This is a genomic window from Hoeflea sp. EC-HK425 (assembly GCF_902498795.1).
GTDB classification, from domain to species: domain Bacteria; phylum Pseudomonadota; class Alphaproteobacteria; order Rhizobiales; family Rhizobiaceae; genus Hoeflea; species Hoeflea alexandrii.
This window is the reverse complement of sequence record NZ_LR701572.1, coordinates 420,429-437,229: the sequence shown is the minus strand read 5'-3', so window position 1 is coordinate 437,229 and position 16,801 is coordinate 420,429. Positions and strand designations below refer to the sequence as shown.

Annotated in this window: 13 protein-coding genes; 6 read left to right on the top strand and 7 right to left on the bottom strand. The window is 61.7% G+C overall.

What is annotated here, in order from left to right:
* Positions 1-70: 70 nt before the first annotated feature.
* The 3 genes from SPHINGO391_RS04965 to SPHINGO391_RS25355 form a co-directional block, all read right to left on the bottom strand.
* Positions 71-2,326, bottom strand: coding sequence for a methyl-accepting chemotaxis protein (locus tag SPHINGO391_RS04965; RefSeq protein WP_152007789.1), 2,256 nt, complete (start codon positions 2,324-2,326; stop codon positions 71-73).
* A gap of 183 nt (positions 2,327-2,509) precedes the next feature.
* Positions 2,510-3,424: a neutral zinc metallopeptidase gene (locus tag SPHINGO391_RS04960; RefSeq protein WP_152007788.1), complete on the bottom strand. Its 915-nt coding sequence runs from the start codon at positions 3,422-3,424 to the stop codon at positions 2,510-2,512.
* A 68-nt stretch (positions 3,425-3,492) separates the two neighbouring features.
* Entirely contained in the window at positions 3,493-4,401 is a 909-nt protein-coding gene (locus SPHINGO391_RS25355; protein ID WP_152007787.1) for a DUF2306 domain-containing protein, read from the bottom strand.
* Positions 4,402-4,536: 135 nt separating this feature from the next.
* Between SPHINGO391_RS25355 and SPHINGO391_RS04950 the strand changes: the two genes are divergently transcribed.
* Together SPHINGO391_RS04950 and SPHINGO391_RS04945 are read left to right on the top strand one after the other, a co-directional pair.
* Positions 4,537-5,439, top strand: coding sequence for a LytTR family DNA-binding domain-containing protein (locus SPHINGO391_RS04950; RefSeq protein ID WP_152007786.1), 903 nt, complete (start codon positions 4,537-4,539; stop codon positions 5,437-5,439).
* Positions 5,440-5,528: 89 nt separating this feature from the next.
* Positions 5,529-5,900 carry a hypothetical protein gene (locus tag SPHINGO391_RS04945; protein WP_244615116.1) on the top strand — a complete coding sequence of 124 codons (372 nt, stop codon included), beginning with the start codon at positions 5,529-5,531 and terminating at the stop codon, positions 5,898-5,900.
* Between the two features lie 4 nt (positions 5,901-5,904).
* Here the strand turns inward: SPHINGO391_RS04945 and SPHINGO391_RS04940 are convergent, their stop codons facing one another.
* Positions 5,905-6,999: a phosphatase PAP2 family protein gene (locus tag SPHINGO391_RS04940; protein WP_152007785.1), complete on the bottom strand. Its 1,095-nt coding sequence runs from the start codon at positions 6,997-6,999 to the stop codon at positions 5,905-5,907.
* A 642-nt stretch (positions 7,000-7,641) separates the two neighbouring features.
* Between SPHINGO391_RS04940 and carB the strand changes: the two genes are divergently transcribed.
* Positions 7,642-11,124 carry a carbamoyl-phosphate synthase large subunit gene (gene carB / locus SPHINGO391_RS04935; protein WP_152007784.1) on the top strand — a complete coding sequence of 1,161 codons (3,483 nt, stop codon included), beginning with the start codon at positions 7,642-7,644 and terminating at the stop codon, positions 11,122-11,124.
* A 34-nt stretch (positions 11,125-11,158) separates the two neighbouring features.
* Here the strand turns inward: carB and SPHINGO391_RS04930 are convergent, their stop codons facing one another.
* Positions 11,159-11,986: a hypothetical protein gene (locus SPHINGO391_RS04930; RefSeq protein WP_152007783.1), complete on the bottom strand. Its 828-nt coding sequence runs from the start codon at positions 11,984-11,986 to the stop codon at positions 11,159-11,161.
* Here SPHINGO391_RS04930 and SPHINGO391_RS04925 point away from each other — a divergent pair.
* The 3 genes from SPHINGO391_RS04925 (at position 11,974) to SPHINGO391_RS04915 (ending at position 14,097) form a co-directional block, all read left to right on the top strand.
* Positions 11,974-12,222, top strand: a complete 249-nt coding sequence (locus SPHINGO391_RS04925) for a hypothetical protein (RefSeq protein ID WP_152007782.1) — start codon at positions 11,974-11,976, stop codon at positions 12,220-12,222. The genes SPHINGO391_RS04930 and SPHINGO391_RS04925 overlap by 13 nt on opposite strands.
* A 91-nt stretch (positions 12,223-12,313) precedes the next feature.
* Positions 12,314-12,757 carry an SRPBCC domain-containing protein gene (locus SPHINGO391_RS04920; protein ID WP_152007781.1) on the top strand — a complete coding sequence of 148 codons (444 nt, stop codon included), beginning with the start codon at positions 12,314-12,316 and terminating at the stop codon, positions 12,755-12,757.
* Positions 12,758-12,870: 113 nt separating this feature from the next.
* Positions 12,871-14,097 (top strand): DUF2235 domain-containing protein, encoded by a 1,227-nt coding sequence (locus tag SPHINGO391_RS04915; RefSeq protein ID WP_193217192.1) that lies wholly within the window; start codon positions 12,871-12,873, stop codon positions 14,095-14,097.
* An 87-nt stretch (positions 14,098-14,184) separates the two neighbouring features.
* Here SPHINGO391_RS04915 and SPHINGO391_RS04910 read toward each other — a convergent pair whose 3' ends face one another.
* Both SPHINGO391_RS04910 and SPHINGO391_RS04905 read right to left on the bottom strand, forming a co-directional pair.
* Positions 14,185-15,546, bottom strand: a complete 1,362-nt coding sequence (locus SPHINGO391_RS04910; RefSeq protein WP_152007779.1) for an FAD-binding oxidoreductase — start codon at positions 15,544-15,546, stop codon at positions 14,185-14,187.
* 120 nt (positions 15,547-15,666) lie between these two features.
* Positions 15,667-16,710 carry an endonuclease/exonuclease/phosphatase family protein gene (locus tag SPHINGO391_RS04905; RefSeq protein ID WP_152007778.1) on the bottom strand — a complete coding sequence of 348 codons (1,044 nt, stop codon included), beginning with the start codon at positions 16,708-16,710 and terminating at the stop codon, positions 15,667-15,669.
* Positions 16,711-16,801 lie beyond the last annotated feature (91 nt).

The window sequence follows — 16,801 nt, the reverse complement described above, 5'->3', positions numbered from 1 at the left end:
CGTTTTCAAAAAAAGCCGGGAACCCTGAGGTTCCCGGCAAGTTCCTGAAAACACGATGATGCCCAGAAGATCAGAACTCCGACCATTCCTGTTCGACTGCCGCGGAGCCGCCGGATGAGAACGCCTGCCTGACCTGGTTGACCATCTTGTGGGCCGGAGAAGGCCGCGCAACCGAAGCCGGGGCGGCAGCCGCCGGACCGGAAACCCTGCGGCTGGCCTGTGCCGATCCACGGGCCGACGCGGAAACGTGCGCAGCTGCTGATCCGGCTTCCGCAAGCTGGAACCTTTTGACGAGCGACGTCAAACCGGTTGCCTCGTCAGACAGCCGGTGTGTCACGGCTGTGGTTTCCTCTACCATTGCCGCGTTCCGCTGCGTCACCTGATCCATCTGGCTGACCGCCGAGCTGACTTCCTGCAAACCGGTCGACTGCTCCCTGGCGGCCGTCGCGATCGAATGGATATGCTCGTTGATCTCGCCGACCAGTCCCGCGATGGTCCCAAGGGCCGTACCGGTCTCCTTGACCAGGTCGACACCACTGTCCACCGCTTCGGATGATTTGCCGATCAGGGTCTTGATCTCCTTGGCAGCCGTTGCCGAGCGTTGCGCCAGTTCGCGCACCTCCTGGGCGACCACGGCAAAGCCCTTTCCCGCCTCGCCGGCCCGCGCCGCTTCCACCCCGGCATTGAGCGCCAGCAGGTTGGTCTGGAAGGCGATTTCGTCGATCACGCCGATGATCTTGGAGATTTCTTCCGACGCACCCTTGATGTTGCCCATCGCCTGCACCGCATCCGCGACGACTCGGGTCGAGGCATCGCTCGCTGTCTTGGCTTCCGACACCTTCAGATTGGCGTCCTGTGAGCGGTCTGCAGAGCTTTTGACGGTCGAACTGATCTGCTCGAGCGCCGCAGAGCTTTCTTCGAGGGCTGCAGCCTGCTGTTCGGTCCGTTTCGACAGATCATCGACCGCGCTGCGCATTTCCTGCGAATGCCCGAAGATGCTGTCGGTATTGTGCGTGATCTCGATGAGTGTCTCGCTGAGCTTCTCGACGGAGCTGTTGAACGAGGTGCGCAGACTGTCGAGTTCGCCGACGAAGGGCTGGGAGATATGCGCAGTCAGGTCGCCATCGGCGAGCCTGCCGAGCGCATTGTCGAGCGCCCCGATGGCTGTCTCCAGATTGCGCTTGCGCTCTTCGTCCTGACGCGCGGTCTCTTCCCGGCGCTGCCGGTCCGCGGCATCACGTGCATTGGCCTCTTCCTGTTCGCGGCGGGCCTTTTCAACGGCCAGCGCCTGGCAGGCCTCGAAGGCGACGGCAATGCCGCCGATCTCGTCCTTGCGGTCACGGCCTTCGATGACAACGCCGGTTTCACCGCGCGCAAGCGCCTGCAGTGCCTCAACGGTTGCCGCCAGCGGCTTGCCCACCGACCGCGCAACCAGGATGGCCACGGCGCCGATGATCAGCATGGCAAGGCCGGTCACAATGATCACCAGCTGGCCGATACTGGCCTTGGTGGCGGCCAGTTCCTTGGCGGTGGCATCGCGGCGCTCGGTCAGGAATGTCCGGATTTCCGCCAGCACAGGCTCGATTTCCGCGTAACTGGCCGACAGTTGCGACCGCAGTTCGCGTTCTTCCAGCGTTGCCGAGGCAAATTTCTGGAAATCGGACTGATAGCTGTCAATCAGCGAAAACACTTCATCCCGTTTGCTGGCGGAATCGAACAGCGCTGTCGGAAACTGCTTGAACTCGGCCACGCGGTCATTGAGTCGGCCGACGTATTTTTCGTCGACGCGCATGATGAAATCCTTCTCATGACGCCGCATCATCAGCATCTTGACCGTCAGTTCCGGCTGACCCACCGTTTCCAGCACGCTTTCTGCCTGCTTCACGGCATCGCGCAGGGAACCCTGCAGGCCGGTCTCCTCGTCGAGGCCAAGCATCCGGACTTTCTCGGCCAGTTGGCCGAAAATGGCGACATAGCGCTCGAAACCGGTATCCAGCGCCGCCACCCGCTGATCCATTTCCGAGGCGAAGCCCTGAGAGGCCAGTGTTTGCATCCGCTGGATCTGCGCCTCGGCCGCCGCGGCGACTTCGGCATGACGGCTGACATCGGTTTCCCGTTTGCGCAGCAGGAAATCCTTCTCGGCCCTGCGCGCTTGCAGCATCGACATTTCGAGATCCTGGTCGAGAATGTAAAGGTCCTGGATCTTGTCGAGATCGGTGCGGTAGGTCTGCTCAACCCTTTCGCCAAAATAGAAAATCGATCCGACGAGCAGCATGCCGAGAATGGCAAGCGGAGCCAGAAGGAAAATACGGGTTCTGAGGGTCATGGGCTACCTGCCTGGATTTGGGAGCGGGGACCGTTCATCGGCCCCGAAAACAGGCTTCATGCCTTTGCCGGACGTGGGCAATGCAATACCCGCCAGCGGTTCCCATAAAATCCTACGGGGCATCTCAATGAACAGTTAAGCAAGACCTAAACTAGTTACTGGCTACAATTCGCATGCGAGATTTCATACAGGATTGTTGAACGTGTCGCAGGCATCCAGGCGGCCGGTTTCGAAGCCGCGGGCAAACCACTCCTGCCGTTGCGCCGAGGTGCCATGATTGAAGCTTTCGGGCACCACGTAACCCTGCGTCCGGCGCTGCAGCGTGTCATCGCCGATCTGCTCGGCGGCATTGAGCGCCTCTTCCAGGTCGCCGCGCTCAAGCAGGCCCTTCTGCGCGGTGTAGTGGCCCCAGATACCGGCGAAGCAATCGGCTTGCAACTCGACCCGGATCGACATCTGGTTCTGCTCGGACTGGCTCATCGACCGGCGCATCCGGTTGAACTCGGGCAGCACGCCGATCAGGTTCTGCACGTGATGGCCAACCTCGTGGGCAAGCACATAGGCCTGGGCGAAATCGCCCGATGCCTTGAAGCGCTGCGCCAGTTCGTCGAAGAACGCGAGGTCGATATAGACCTTCTGGTCGCCCGGGCAGTAGAACGGTCCGGAAGCAGAGCTGGCATTGCCGCAGGCCGAAGCCACCGCGCCGGAAAACAGCACCAGCGTCGGCTCGGGATAGTCGAAGCCCTGAGATTTCATGATGCCGTTCCAGACATCCTCGGTCTCCGCCAGCACGGTGGCGACGAATTGCGTCATCTCGTCCTTGCGGGTTTCCGAGATCTGGCTGCCCGGCCCCGAAGGCTGCCCGGTGAGCACCGTGCCGGGATCGCCGCCCAGCATCTGCAGCGGATCGATGCCCATGAACTTGAGCACCAGATAGATGACGCCGATGATCAGGATGGTCTTGAAGCTCAGTCCCGAGCGGCGGATACCGCCGCTGGGCAATCGCATGCCGCCGCGCCCGAACGGATTGCCGCCACGCGATGAGGTGCCACGGCGGTCCTCGATATTGTCGCTCTGGCGACGGCCCTTCCATTCCATGCTGTCAACTCCCAAGGCGGCTTCAGCCTTTGCTTATGCAGCGTTTGTACGGGCCGCCGCAACCAGTTTCAACACTGCGTCTCGCTGGTCAACTGCCGGACCTTGAAGCGGAGCGGATTGAACCCGGCTTGCGCCAGCGCGCGCGCTGCCATCAGCGCCGCAAACAAAACCGGGATCAGCACGAAAAGTTCCGCCACGCCTGGAAGTTCTTGAAGAGAGGAACCGGTCGCCTCAAGCATGCCGGCGGCAAAGCGGCTGGCGAAGATCACCAGTATGGCCATCAGCGAGACAAACTCACCGCTGACCCTGACCCGGTTGTCGGCAAGCCGGTGCACCTCGACATCACGCATCGTCCACCAGCCGGCCATTGCCCCCAGCACCATACCCGCGGTCAGCGCCAGCAGTGCCACTGCATTCAGCCCGCCGAAGAAAACCGTGAGCACCGACACCGAGACCAGGAACGCGGGCAGCAGCAACAGCCGCCAGACCGGCATCTCACGGTCGCGCATGCGGCTGATCCCGAGCGCGACCAGCGCCACCAGCAGCGGCCAGACCCAGACCGGCGCTCCATCGGCCCGCCCCGGGGCGAAAACCACCTCGTGCATGATCCGCCCCGGCAGCAGGGTGAACAGCCCGGCAATGCCGATGGCGCCGAAATAGAGCGATTTGACCACCCTTTGGTGACGGACGAAATCGCGCCGCCGCGCCGAGCGGATCACTTCGGCGGCGCTCACCAGAACCACCACCGAAAGAATGTGGATCGGCGAGAAGCCGCCGACGAGCTTGATCTCGTGGATGAAGAAACTCGACAATGCTGTCAGCACCATCAGCGCGATCCACAGCCTGCCGGCCATGCGGTGCAGAGAGGTGCCCTTGCGCATCAGCAGCATGATGCCGCCGATCAGCGCCGCGGGCACGACCGTTGCGACATGAAACTGAATGGCAGGGCTGGCGGTAAGCAGCGGTTCGAGGGTCATGGAAACTATCCGTTGTTGTGGACCGCAACCCAGGAAACTCCGAAAGGCTGGCGGTCCGATTGCCAAATCTGCGCCCATCGGCCATGGTCGCCGCCGATCCTCAACGCCTGATGCGCCTGTGACCCGGAGAACTTCGTGAGCGACACGTTGCTGCAATCCACGCTTCGTGAACTGCGCGCGCTGCTCCTGCGCCCGCGGCTGTGGCTGGTCTTTGCACTGGTCGTCGGCCTGTTTGTGCTCACCGGTCCGTTCGGCACCTATGAGCGCCTCGCCTTCCCCACCCGGCTTGGCTACTGGCTGGTGTTACATGCGGTCACCTGGGCCTGCGCGCTCACGTGCATCGTGTTTTTCGACGCCGCGCTGGGCAAGCGCCTCCCATCGCGCATGAGCCGCATGCTGGTGGGCGCCGCTTTCGCCGCACTGCCCGTCGGACTTGCCATTACAGTGATCAATTTTGCGCTGCTGATGCGGCCGCTGAATCTGGAACGCATTGTGGAGAATGCTCTCGTCTCGCTGCCGATCTCGATCGCCTTCTGCCTGCTGACCTGGCTCAGCCTGAGTGGCAGCGATCAGGCTGACCCGGAAGCAGCACCCGGCACCGCAGAACCACCTGCCCTGGACGGGGCCAGGGCCGCTTCCATTGCTGATGCGCCTGCCGCACAGGCTCGTGAAGCCGGAACAGGCCGCCCCGACCTGCCCGATCGCCCGGCCCTGCTCGACCGGTTGCCGGCGAACAAGCGCGGCACGCTGATCCGGCTCGAGGTGCAGGACCATTACGTGCTGGCGGTAACCAGCAGGGGCACGGATCTGCTGCTGATGCGGCTTGGCGACGCGATCAACGAGACCGGCAACGACACTGGACAGCAGATCCACCGGTCGCACTGGGTCTCCGATGCCGGCGTCCGCAAGATCATCCGGCAGGGTGGCAAGAACCCGCGGCTTGCGGTCGAAACCGTTGACGGCCAGACCCTGCCGGTCAGCCGCAGCCAGCTCGCCGAGGTGCGCGCCCGCTGGGCAGACCGCATGGATGGCGCTTGATCCCGATCATTGCGGTGGCGAAGTGCAGGGTTCACCGTGAACCAAACCGGGCGATCCGGAGCAACAGACGCAAGCAGCGGGCAGAAGCGATGACACCGAGACAATCATCACGCAGCACCATGGCGCCGAGCGCGGTTCCGGCCATGCGCGCCCTCATTCTGGCGGCCTTGCTGATGCCGCTTGCAGCAAGCCCCGCGCTGGCCGACAGGGCGGCGGTCAAGCGCGGCCAGAAAGTCGTCGATGAATGGTGTCGCGACTGCCATGTCCGCGAGGGCGAAAAGCTCACGGCCGACATGGCCCCGCCCTACTCCGTGATTGTCGGCATCGAAGGCCGCGACCGCGCCTGGTTCGAGGCCTTTCTCGAGGACGACCATTTCCCGATGACCACCTTCCGCCTGTTCGATCACGAAAAGGCCGACGTTGTGGAGTGGTTGCTGGACCTGCAGCGGCGGCAGAAATAGCCGCTCAGCCATCCTTTGCGAGGAAGTGCCTCGCGGCATCCGCAGCATCACCGGTCCGAAACATTCGCCTGACCAGGAAATGGCCGGACACGACAAGGGCGATCGAAATGTAGCCGTCGATCGCGTAATGCCATCCCAGATACACCGAGCTCAAAACAATCAACGCCACATAAACAAAAGCCAGCCCCCCAAGAAGACGCGAACGCTCGGCAACGAAAAGCGCATTCATGGTGATGAGAGCCACGTGCACGCTGGGAAAGGCAGAGATACCCGCGCCGAAAGCCTTGATGTCATTTTGGTAGAGCGCCCACAGATAGCGCTGATATCCGTAGGGCGATGCCGTGTCGGGATTCTGGGAAAGCAAGGCCAGCAGATCGGCAAAACGTCCGTGATCGCCCGTTACCTCGCCGTAAAACGCCGGGCCCGCCGACAGGAAAGCGCCCGCAAGAACATTCCCCACGACCATCCAGCACACCATGAACATGACCAGGTAATGGATCCGGATCGTATCGGCCTTGGGTGAGGTGGCGACGAAGAATACTCCCCCGAAACACAGGATGAACCAGATCGTACCGTAATTGAACTCAAGCATGCTCCGAACGATTTCACTGCCGGCAACACCGTGCAGCCAGCGCCAGGGGTCGACGCCGAAATGCAGCATCCGGTCAATATCGGCATGCAGGCGGTCATGGGGAAAACCGTCGAACAACAGCGGCAAGGATATCTTGATGGTGGTGAAGGTCCCCATGAACAGGACAATCCCCGCCATCATGATCATGCCCGCCATCATGCTCGCCATGCGTTCGGAGGAAAACACCATGCGGAACGCAAGCGGTCGGCGCTGATCAAGTCGCACGATCACCCGAATGGCGTCAAAGCCCAGGGCAATGACCGGCATGAAGAGCCCGAACACCTTGAACAAGGGTTCGGCGTACGCGGCATGAGCGGTTTCACCGGTCCCTCCGAGAAGGTAGACGAAGACAAGGCCGAAAGCCGTATAGAAGAAGACCGCGTAGTAGAACCAAGCGTCGCCCAGAAGCCTGTCGCGGGTATTGGAAAACAGCACATCATAAGGCCGGGCGGAGACTTGAGCCGTCATCAGCTCTTCTCCTCAACAGTGCCGCAGCCGTGGTCAGTGACCGGAGGCCGGACGCTTTCCATCAAGTCGATGACAGCAAAATCAGCAGAAATAGGGAAGTCCGGGCGCACAAATCCGCGACACCGGGAAGCCGAAAGGCCCAGGAGGAAAAACATAATATCACCAGCAAATGTACTTTAAGTTGTATTCAAGCCTGACGCTAACCTCCTAAGAAAGTGTTACCAAATTTCGGGATTTGCAATTTCAGCGTGCGCGGGCAAAGATTTCGCCGTACGTCGTTGCACGGACTGAAAACAGCTCACGCGCAATCGATCACCAGCCACCTCGATGCAGGCCTTAAGCAGCGAGGAACCGCCGGATCGTCGCGGAAAAACAGCGCCGGACCGGCTTCAGACCTTCGGCAGGTTTGCCGTCTGGCGGCACTTCCCCCGTTTCGGCCCTCTTGCAGCTGTTCCGCTGCCTCGGCCAACTGCCCGGTCCCGCTCACTTTCCCCTGCACAAAGCCCGTTTTGGGGTTTCGCCCCGGCCAACATTTCCCTATAAGCCGCGTCTAGCCTCAGATTTTGCGCATGGCGTCTCCCGGATGGTCGATCTCCGACGGGGGACTTTTTGCGCGAAGCCCGTACAACAGGGACCCGGACCATGCCAAAACGCACCGATATCAAGTCGATCCTCATCATCGGTGCGGGACCGATTGTCATCGGGCAGGCCTGCGAATTCGACTATTCCGGCACCCAGGCCGTCAAGGCGCTCAAGGAAGAGGGCTACCGGGTTATCCTGGTCAACTCCAACCCGGCCACGATCATGACCGATCCGGGGCTCGCCGACGCCACCTATATCGAGCCGATCACGCCGGAAGTTGTGGCCAAGATCATCGCCCGCGAACGCCCCGACGCTCTGCTGCCGACGATGGGCGGCCAGACCGCCCTCAACACCGCATTGTCATTGAAGCGCATGGGCGTGCTCGAGCGCTACAATGTCGAGATGATCGGCGCCAAGCCGGCTGCCATCGACATGGCCGAGGACCGCGCCCTGTTCCGCGAGGCGATGGCCCGCATCGGGCTCGAGACGCCGCGCTCGTTCCTCGCCAATGCCACCGAGATCAAGGATGCCGACCGCAAGCTGCACGAGGCCGAACGCGCCCGCCTGCGCGCCGAGCTCAAGGGCGACGAACTCGACGCGGCACTCGACGCGCTGGAGAACACCTGGAACTTGGGCGAATCCGACCGCAAGCAGCGCTACATGAGCCATGCCATGGCCCAGGCCGCCAGGGCGCTCGACGAGATCGGCGTGCCCGCCATCATCCGTCCGTCCTTCACCATGGGCGGCACCGGCGGCGGCATCGCCTACAACCGCTCCGAATTTTTCGACATCATCGAGAACGGCCTTGATGCCTCGCCGACCACTGAAGTGCTGATCGAGGAATCGGTGCTGGGCTGGAAGGAATACGAGATGGAGGTGGTGCGTGACACCGCCGACAATTGCATCATCATCTGCTCGATCGAGAACCTCGACCCGATGGGTGTGCACACCGGTGACTCGATCACTGTCGCCCCGGCGCTGACCTTGACCGACAAGGAATACCAGATCATGCGCAACGCCTCGATCGCGGTGCTGCGCGAGATCGGGGTGGAGACCGGCGGCTCCAACGTGCAGTTCGCCGTCAACCCGAAGGATGGCCGCCTGGTGGTCATCGAGATGAACCCGCGCGTCTCGCGCTCGTCTGCGCTGGCCTCGAAAGCCACCGGCTTCCCGATCGCCAAGGTCGCGGCCAAGCTTGCCGTCGGATACACGCTGGATGAGCTCGAAAACGACATCACACAAGGTGCTACGCCCGCCTCCTTCGAACCCTCGATCGATTATGTCGTCACCAAGATCCCGCGCTTTGCCTTCGAGAAATTCCCCGGCGCCGAGCCGCTCTTGACCACCGCGATGAAATCCGTGGGCGAAGTCATGGCCATTGGCCGGACCTTCGCCGAAAGCCTGCAAAAGGCGCTGCGCGGGCTTGAGACCGGGCTGACCGGCCTCGACGAGATCGAGATCCCGGGCCTGGGCGAAGGCGACGACGACAACGCCATCAAGGCCGCCATCGGCACACCGACGCCGGACCGGCTCAGAATGGTCGCCCAGGCGCTCAGGCTTGGCATGAGCGCCGAGGAAGTGCATGCGATCTGCAAGATCGATCCGTGGTTCCTGGCCCAGATCGAGGACATTCTGGCCATGGAAGCCCGCATCCGCGAGCACGGCCTGCCCAAGGACGCCGAGAACCTGCGGCTGATCAAGTCGATGGGCTTTTCCGATGCGCGGCTGGGTTCGCTCACCGGCAAGCGCGGCCATGAGGTCGCCAAGGCCCGCCGCGCCTTGGGCGTGCGTCCGGTCTTCAAGCGCATCGACACCTGTGCCGCCGAATTCGCCTCGCCCACGGCCTACATGTACTCGACCTACGAGACTCCGTTCGCCGGAAGCCTCGCCTGCGAGGCGCGCGTCTCCGACCGCACCAAGGTGGTCATCCTCGGCGGCGGTCCCAACCGCATCGGCCAGGGCATCGAGTTCGACTATTGCTGCTGCCACGCCGCCTTCGCGCTCAAGGATGCGGGCTATGAAGCGATCATGGTCAACTGCAACCCCGAAACCGTGTCGACCGATTACGACACCTCCGACCGGCTCTATTTCGATCCGCTGACCGACGAGGACGTGCTCGAGATCCTGACCAAGGAACAGGAGCAGGGCAAGCTGCTCGGCGTCATCGTCCAGTTCGGCGGCCAGACCCCGCTGAAGCTCGCCGACGCGCTGGAAAAGGCCGGCATTCCGATCCTCGGAACCGCGCCCGACATGATCGACCTTGCCGAGGACCGCGACCGCTTCCAGAAGCTTTTGCACAAGCTCGACCTGGTTCAGCCCAACAACGGCATCGCCTACTCGGTCGAACAGGCCCGGCTGGTGGCCACCGACATCGGCTTCCCGCTGGTCGTCCGCCCCTCCTACGTGCTCGGCGGCCGCGCCATGCAGATCATCCGCGACGAGACCGGGCTGTCGAACTACCTGCTCGGCACCGTGCCGGAACTGGTGCCCGAGGACATCAAGGCGCGCTACCCCAACGACAAGACCGGCCAGATCAACACCCTGCTCGGCACCAACCCGCTGCTGTTTGACAGCTACCTGACCAATGCCATCGAGGTCGATGTCGACTGCCTGTGCGACGGCACCTCGGTCAATGTCACCGGAATCATGGAGCATATCGAGGAAGCCGGCATCCACTCGGGCGATTCTGCCTGCTCGCTGCCGGTTCACACCCTGTCGCCCGAGATGGTCGACCGGCTCGAGGCGCAAACAGAGGCACTCGCCCGCGCACTCAATGTCGGCGGGTTGATGAACGTGCAGTATGCCATCAAGGACGACGTGATCTACGTGCTCGAGGTCAACCCGCGCGCGTCGCGCACGGTGCCGTTTGTCGCCAAGACCGTCGGCGCGCCGATCGCCAAGGTGGCCGCCCGGGTGATGGCGGGCGAAAACCTCGCCGACGCTTTCGGTGCCTATGGCGCCGTGCCCGACCACCGCAAGCTCAACCACATCGCCGTCAAGGAAGCGGTCTTTCCCTTTGCCAAGTTCCCCGGCGTCGACACGCTGCTGGGACCGGAAATGCGCTCCACCGGTGAGGTCATGGGGCTGGACCGCGACTATGCCCTGGCCTTTGCCAAGGCCCAGCTCGGCGCCGGCAACGAGCTGCCGCGCTCGGGCACCGTTTTTGTGTCGGTCCGTGACGAGGACAAGCCGCGCGTCGTCGAGGCGGTCCGCATTCTCACCGACAACGGCTTCAAGCTCATGGCCACCGCCGGCACCGCCGATTATCTCAGCGAACAGGGCTTTGCCGTCGAGCGCGTCAACAAGGTGATGGAAGGCCGTCCGCATATCGAGGACGCGATCCGCAACCGTCAGGTCCAGATGGTGCTCAACACCACCGAGGGCGCCAAGACGATATCGGATTCCAAGTCGCTGCGCCGCGCCGCGCTGATGCAGAAGGTGCCCTATTTCACCACCATGGCCGGCAGCCTTTCGGCCGCCAAGGCCATCGCCGCACTCAAGGCCGGAAACCTGGAAGTGCATCCGCTGCAGAGCTATTTCTGAGGGCGGAGCCGGGAGCGGTTAGGGGATCAATATTCTACCTCTTTTGTCGTAAATCAACGGTTGCTCGAATCCGAACCGGGGCCTTTGGATCACGATCCTTCTCAGGCACAAATGCCAAAATGATTTGAGGGAAGGCCGGATCATTGCGAATTGCTTCGATCAATAGGTCTTCCCCCAACTTCAGAAAATTATCAATTGTCACTGAGATATCTTTATATAGATCTGTTGGTCCAATTGGACTTGCACCCTCTCGAGACCAATGCGGTGGGATAATCCCCGCCGCAATCCTCTCATAATTTACAACCTTCAAAACACCAGATTTCCCATTTGGGTGTTCAACGGCATTCCGTTTACGAACGATTTCACCAATCCAGTCAGCCTCTGAGAGGAGCATGCGTGTCGTACCATGGTCTTCACCAAAGCGATCATTCGCCCATTGGGCAACCTTGCTCTCTCCTCCCTTGGGATCCCAAAATATTGCCGCTTCGTTTGGCAGATTTGCCCGAAACAAGTTATTCAGAAGCCGCGCAACCTCGCGTAGATAGGTCTTTGCGGAGAATAGAAAATTTTCTACTTCGTCCTGCATTCCTATGACGTGAGGAACCGTATTTTGACCACTTTTCCAGATTTCAACAGCTCCGCTGAGCGCCTTGTCTCTAGCTGCGAGCAGTCTTTGTTGAATATCGAAGCAGTTTAGGAGACGGCGCTGCAGGTCAAGATAGTTATCGATAATAGCTTTCTTTTCTTCGTCGGAAACATTGAGCCACTGGATCAGGTCAAAAGTCTGAATTGCAAGACGCGCAACAATTGGATTTGAAGACCCGTGGTTTGAAATCTTTTGGAATACAAATGGCTGTTTCATCGTATCAAGACCGGGTAAACGGGGTGCTTTGGTATTTGACCGTTGATAGCAGTGCTTTTTTGCATACCTTGCTGGCAACGCTTTCGGGCTGTGGTGATCGACCGGAGCTGCAATTATTAGGTGACAGTTATCACAAAGCCAAAATCCATGAAATGCGTTCGGACTTCCTGATCACTTTGAACTGGAGCTTCAATCATGTTCCCGAAGATGGGAGTATTTATTCGAGTCCAGAGTGACGATTTCACGAACGCAGCTAATCGAGGACCAAGAAAACGGGCATCTGAACGGCGCAGAACTGCAAGAATGGAAATCAGATAAGAGCGGACCATGACCGACAAGATTGAAATCCTCAACGAACGCCTGTTCCCGGTGGACCGCGAAACCCTCTTCGAGGCCTTCGCCGACCCGGCACAACTGGCATCATGGTGGGGACCGGAAGGCTTCAGCAACAGGATTGCCGCCTTCGATCTGAGACCCGGCGGCACCTGGCTGATAACCATGACTGTCGACAACGGCACCGATTTCCACAACCGCTGGACATTCGAGGAGGTGGTTGAGGGTCAGATGGTTCGGATGACGCATCACGAACCGGTCCACATCTTCACGCTTGAGATGCGTTTTGCCGACGAGGATCATGGCGCACGTCTGTCCTGGCGCATGCTGTTCGATCGCACCGAGGAGAACGAGCAGCTTGAAAAGTTCCTGCACGCAGCCAACGAGCAGAACTTCGATCGGCTGGAACGGCTGCTCGAACAGGGCGACCGACACTGACCGGGAACATCGCTGCACCATGACGGGTCTTGCTAGAGCCAGGATCTAGCCACCCCCTCTGATTGCTGAACCCCGCCGTTTCGCGTATCCTCTTTATGGTGGAGGGCCGCGCCATGGCCAAGAACATCGTCATTCTGCTGGACGGCACGTCGAACCAGATTTCCGGCGACCGCACCAATGTGTTGAGACTCTATGGCAGCCTCGAGCGGTCGAGGAGCCAGCTGGTGTTCTACCAGCCCGGCGTCGGCACCTTCGGGCTCAATGGCTGGTGGCAGCAGCTGAAATCCAAGACCCGCATCGTGCTCGGACTCGCCACCGGCGCGGGCATTGCCGACAATGTCATGCAGGCCTACGAATTCCTGGTCAGGAACCATGAATATGGCGACCGGATTTATGTTTTCGGCTTTTCCCGCGGATCCTACACTGCCCGGCTGCTGGCCGGCTTCATTCGCATTTTCGGGCTGGTGCGGGAAGAGCAATTGCAGCTGGTGCGCTATGCCTGGCGCGCCTATGCGCGGCTCGGCCAGCCGGGATCGAAGGATTTTTCCGCCGAAATCGGCCACTTCCAGAAGGTGCTGGATGGCAAGGGCATCCGCATCGAATTCATGGGCCTGTGGGACACGGTGGCCTCGGTGTTCGATGCGAAGGCCGGCTTTCCCTGGCTCACCATCACCCAGAAGGCCTATACCAACCAGAATGACCGGGTGAAGATCGTCCGCCATGCGGTGGCCATCGACGAACGCCGGACCTATTTCCAGCCATCGCTGTGGGAACCGGGGCAGGACTACGAGGAATGGTCGCAAAAGACCCGCTCCTACGAGAAGCGGCCGCAGGATTTCGAGGAGGTCTGGTTTGCCGGCTGCCACGGCGATGTCGGCGGCGGTTACCCGGACAAGAAAAGCGGCCTTGCGAAAATCCCGCTGGAATGGCTCTACCGCGAGGCGGTTGCCGCCGGCGTCGAGGGCGATGAGGCGGTTTTCGAGCTTCTCACCCATGGCAAAGACCATGCACCGGTCATCACCGGCGAGGCCCGCGACGAGGCGGAAAAGGACAAGAAGCGCTACGGCGCCCCCGATCCGCTGGCCGACAGCAACAATTCCATGAACTTCGCCTGGGGTTTCGTCGAGTTCCTGCCGCGCAAGGTGCCCAGGACCTCGTTTTACCGGCAATTGCAGATCGGCAAGATCTATTTCCCGGTCTTCGACTACCGCCGCGTTCCCGAGGGAGCAAAACTGCATGAGGCGGTGATCCAGCGGCTCGAAAAACGCAAGGACTACCGCCCCCCGAATCTGCCGAAAACCTATGAAGTGGTGAAGACGCGGGCGAAACCCGCGTCGTAAGCCACCACAGGGCATCGCACGCGATCCGACACGATCATGCGACGCGGAGGCAGCGGCGCGTTCAGCACGGTCCCTCCCCGCGGTTCCTTACAACGCTGGACCGGGGATCAGCTTGCTGCCGTCGGTAAAGCGCGAGAAGCGGAAGCGCGAGATGTCATGGCCGGTTGGCCGGCCGGTGGCGATACTGGTAACCACCTTGCCGAAGCCCGGCCCGATGCCGAAACCATGGCCGCTCATCCCGGTGGCGACAATCAGCCCTTCGATCCCCGGCACCCGGTCGACCACCGGAACCACATCCGGCATGGCGTCGATCATGCCCGCCCAGGCATGGGTGATCTCGGGTTCGCCAAGCTCGGGGAAGCGCATCGCGAAGCGCCGCTTGAGCACGCCCATCCGGTTCTCGTTGGGTTTGGGATCAAGCACCCGGCAGCGTTCGAACGGGGTCTCGTCGCCCGCGCCCCAGCGCCGCGCCGTGCCCCAGGCATCGGGATAGTGTTTCGGCGCAGCCGGCAGGAAGCGGGTCTGTCCCAGCACCCTTGCCGCTGTCGGCAGCCAGGTGCGAAGGTGCCGGAAGGAATCCGGTCCGATCAAGAGGTCATGGGCATCAAGCGCCGAGACCGTGTAGCTGCCGTCCTCGCGTCGCCGCAACGCCAGCTCCTCGTCGAGTGCCGCCCCGTCATAGACCTCGGGCATCGGCGCGGTGCGCATCACCGTCGAGCGCACCGAGAGCTGCGGCAGCGAAATGCCCTGGTTGCGCAACAGCAGCGATGTCCAGGCGCCGCCGGCCACGACAACCTGAGTCGCTGGAATGAAGCCGTGCTCGGTGTGGACACCCGACAGTTTGCCAGCTTCGGTTTCCAATGTACGGATCGCGCAGTTTTCGCGAATGCCCACCCCCTCGCTGTGCGCCAGTTGAGCCACCGCCGGCACCGCCACCCACGGCTCGCCACGGGCATCGCTGGGCGACCAGACCGCACCGGCCCAGCGTTTGCCCCCGGCCCCGGTGTCGATCCGGTCCGCAACCGCGTCGCCATCGATGGCCCGCACGTCGAGCTGGTGCCGGCGGGCCACATCGAGCCACTTGGTGCGCTCTTCCATCTCGTTCTCGGTGCTCGCCAGATACATGATCCCGGTGCGCCTGAAGCCGGTGCGGTTGCCGGTCTCGCCATCGATCTGCTCCCACAGCCGCGAGGCTTCCATCATGATCGGCAGTTCCGCCTCGTCGCGGCCGAGCTGGCGGATCCAGCCCCAGTTGCGCGACGACTGCTCGCCCGCCACCCGGCCTTTCTCGACCACGAACACCGACAGCCCGGCCCGCCTGAGATAAAGCGCGCTCATCATCCCGATCACGCCGGCGCCGACAATGACCACATCAACCCCGGACGGCAGCGGATCGGAAAAGGTGACGGGAGAAGCCGTGGTGATGGGGGCGGCAGAGCGCACAGACATGAGAACTCCAGAACGGGAATGGGAAAGCTTACCGGTCGGTCCCGATCTTGATATCGGCGCGGTCCAAAAGCAAGCGCGTCGGCGGCGGCGCCGTGTTCCGGCAGGCCAGCTTGGGTCTGCTCAGGCCTGCCCGCTGCTCTCGATCGTCGCAACCACCGGCGCGTGGTCGGACGAACGGTCTTTCGGCGGACCGCTTTCGAAATGTTCGTCGTGGACTTCGACCTTGCTCACCGTGCCCCGCCGCCGCGGGTTCTTCGGGTTGAGGCCGTTGGAGACGATGCAGTAATCCAGCACGGAGCCCGAGATGATGCCGCCATGGGTGTTGGGTCGCGTCAGCCCCTGCATCACCACCAGGTTGAAAGCGTCATAGAGCTTGTAGACATGCTTGAGATAGGCGACGGACTCGGGAAGCGCATCGGCGGCGACACTGCCCCAGGACCAGACCCGGTCGGCTTGGGTAAGGATCGAGATCATGTGCGAGCCCGGCGCCTCGTTGAGGTCTCCAAGCAGGATCACCGGCGCATCCGGATCGGCATCGATCACCTGCCGGAACATCCGGTAGATTGCGCCGGCCTCGGCGGCGCGCTTGGCCACCTGGTTCACCCCGGCCATGGCGCGTTCCATGTAGGTGGTGCGGATCTTGGCGCCCCAGTCCGCAAGCGCATCAATCTGGTCATCGTCGACAAACGCGCCCTGCGACTTGAAGTGGCAGACGAAAATCCGCGTCTCGCCGATCCCCGGCAGGTCGATCACCGCGTCGACCGGCGTGCGGGAAAAGTTGAAATCATCATCGATCACCGTCTCAGCGGGCAGGCCGCCGACGCCCGAGAGCGGGCGGACGCTGACAAAGGGATGACGCGATGCAATCGCCACCGTGGCGTTGACATAGACCGCCGGATCTTCGGGGTCGAACATCGGGTGACCGGTGCAGAAGAAATGCGGATAGCCATTGGCCGCCATCAGTGCCCCGAGCTCCTCATGCGAGACCACTTCCTGGAACCCGATCACATCGGCATCCATCTTTCTCACGACGCCCGCAATCCAGTCCTTCTTCTCGACCCACTGCGCAGGTGAATAGGTCGCCGTCGATTTGCGCTCGTGCCAGAAAATGCCCGGCGCCGCGAAGTGATAGAGATTGAGAGTTGCAACTTTCACGCTTGTCATGGCGACCCTCCGGACGATCAGCACTTGCAAAGGGCCATCATGGCACCGAAGTAGGAAGGGTCCAAATGCAGCGTCCCGACGGCCTTCCGGC

Bases quoted from the DNA above. Each gene is read 5' to 3' on its own strand.
- SPHINGO391_RS04965 (WP_152007789.1), bottom strand. From the start codon at position 2,326: ATGACCCTCAGAACCCGTATTTTCCTTCTGGCTCCGCTTGCCATTCTC.
- SPHINGO391_RS04960 (WP_152007788.1), bottom strand. From the start codon at position 3,424: ATGGAATGGAAGGGCCGTCGCCAGAGCGACAATATCGAGGACCGCCGT.
- SPHINGO391_RS25355 (WP_152007787.1), bottom strand. From the start codon at position 4,401: ATGACCCTCGAACCGCTGCTTACCGCCAGCCCTGCCATTCAGTTTCAT.
- SPHINGO391_RS04945 (WP_244615116.1), top strand. From the start codon at position 5,529: ATGACACCGAGACAATCATCACGCAGCACCATGGCGCCGAGCGCGGTT.
- SPHINGO391_RS04940 (WP_152007785.1), bottom strand. From the start codon at position 6,999: ATGACGGCTCAAGTCTCCGCCCGGCCTTATGATGTGCTGTTTTCCAAT.
- carB (WP_152007784.1), top strand. From the start codon at position 7,642: ATGCCAAAACGCACCGATATCAAGTCGATCCTCATCATCGGTGCGGGA.
- SPHINGO391_RS04925 (WP_152007782.1), top strand. From the start codon at position 11,974: ATGGCTGTTTCATCGTATCAAGACCGGGTAAACGGGGTGCTTTGGTAT.
- SPHINGO391_RS04930 (WP_152007783.1), bottom strand. From the start codon at position 11,986: ATGAAACAGCCATTTGTATTCCAAAAGATTTCAAACCACGGGTCTTCA.
- SPHINGO391_RS04920 (WP_152007781.1), top strand. From the start codon at position 12,314: ATGACCGACAAGATTGAAATCCTCAACGAACGCCTGTTCCCGGTGGAC.
- SPHINGO391_RS04915 (WP_193217192.1), top strand. From the start codon at position 12,871: ATGGCCAAGAACATCGTCATTCTGCTGGACGGCACGTCGAACCAGATT.
- SPHINGO391_RS04910 (WP_152007779.1), bottom strand. From the start codon at position 15,546: ATGTCTGTGCGCTCTGCCGCCCCCATCACCACGGCTTCTCCCGTCACC.
- SPHINGO391_RS04905 (WP_152007778.1), bottom strand. From the start codon at position 16,710: ATGACAAGCGTGAAAGTTGCAACTCTCAATCTCTATCACTTCGCGGCG.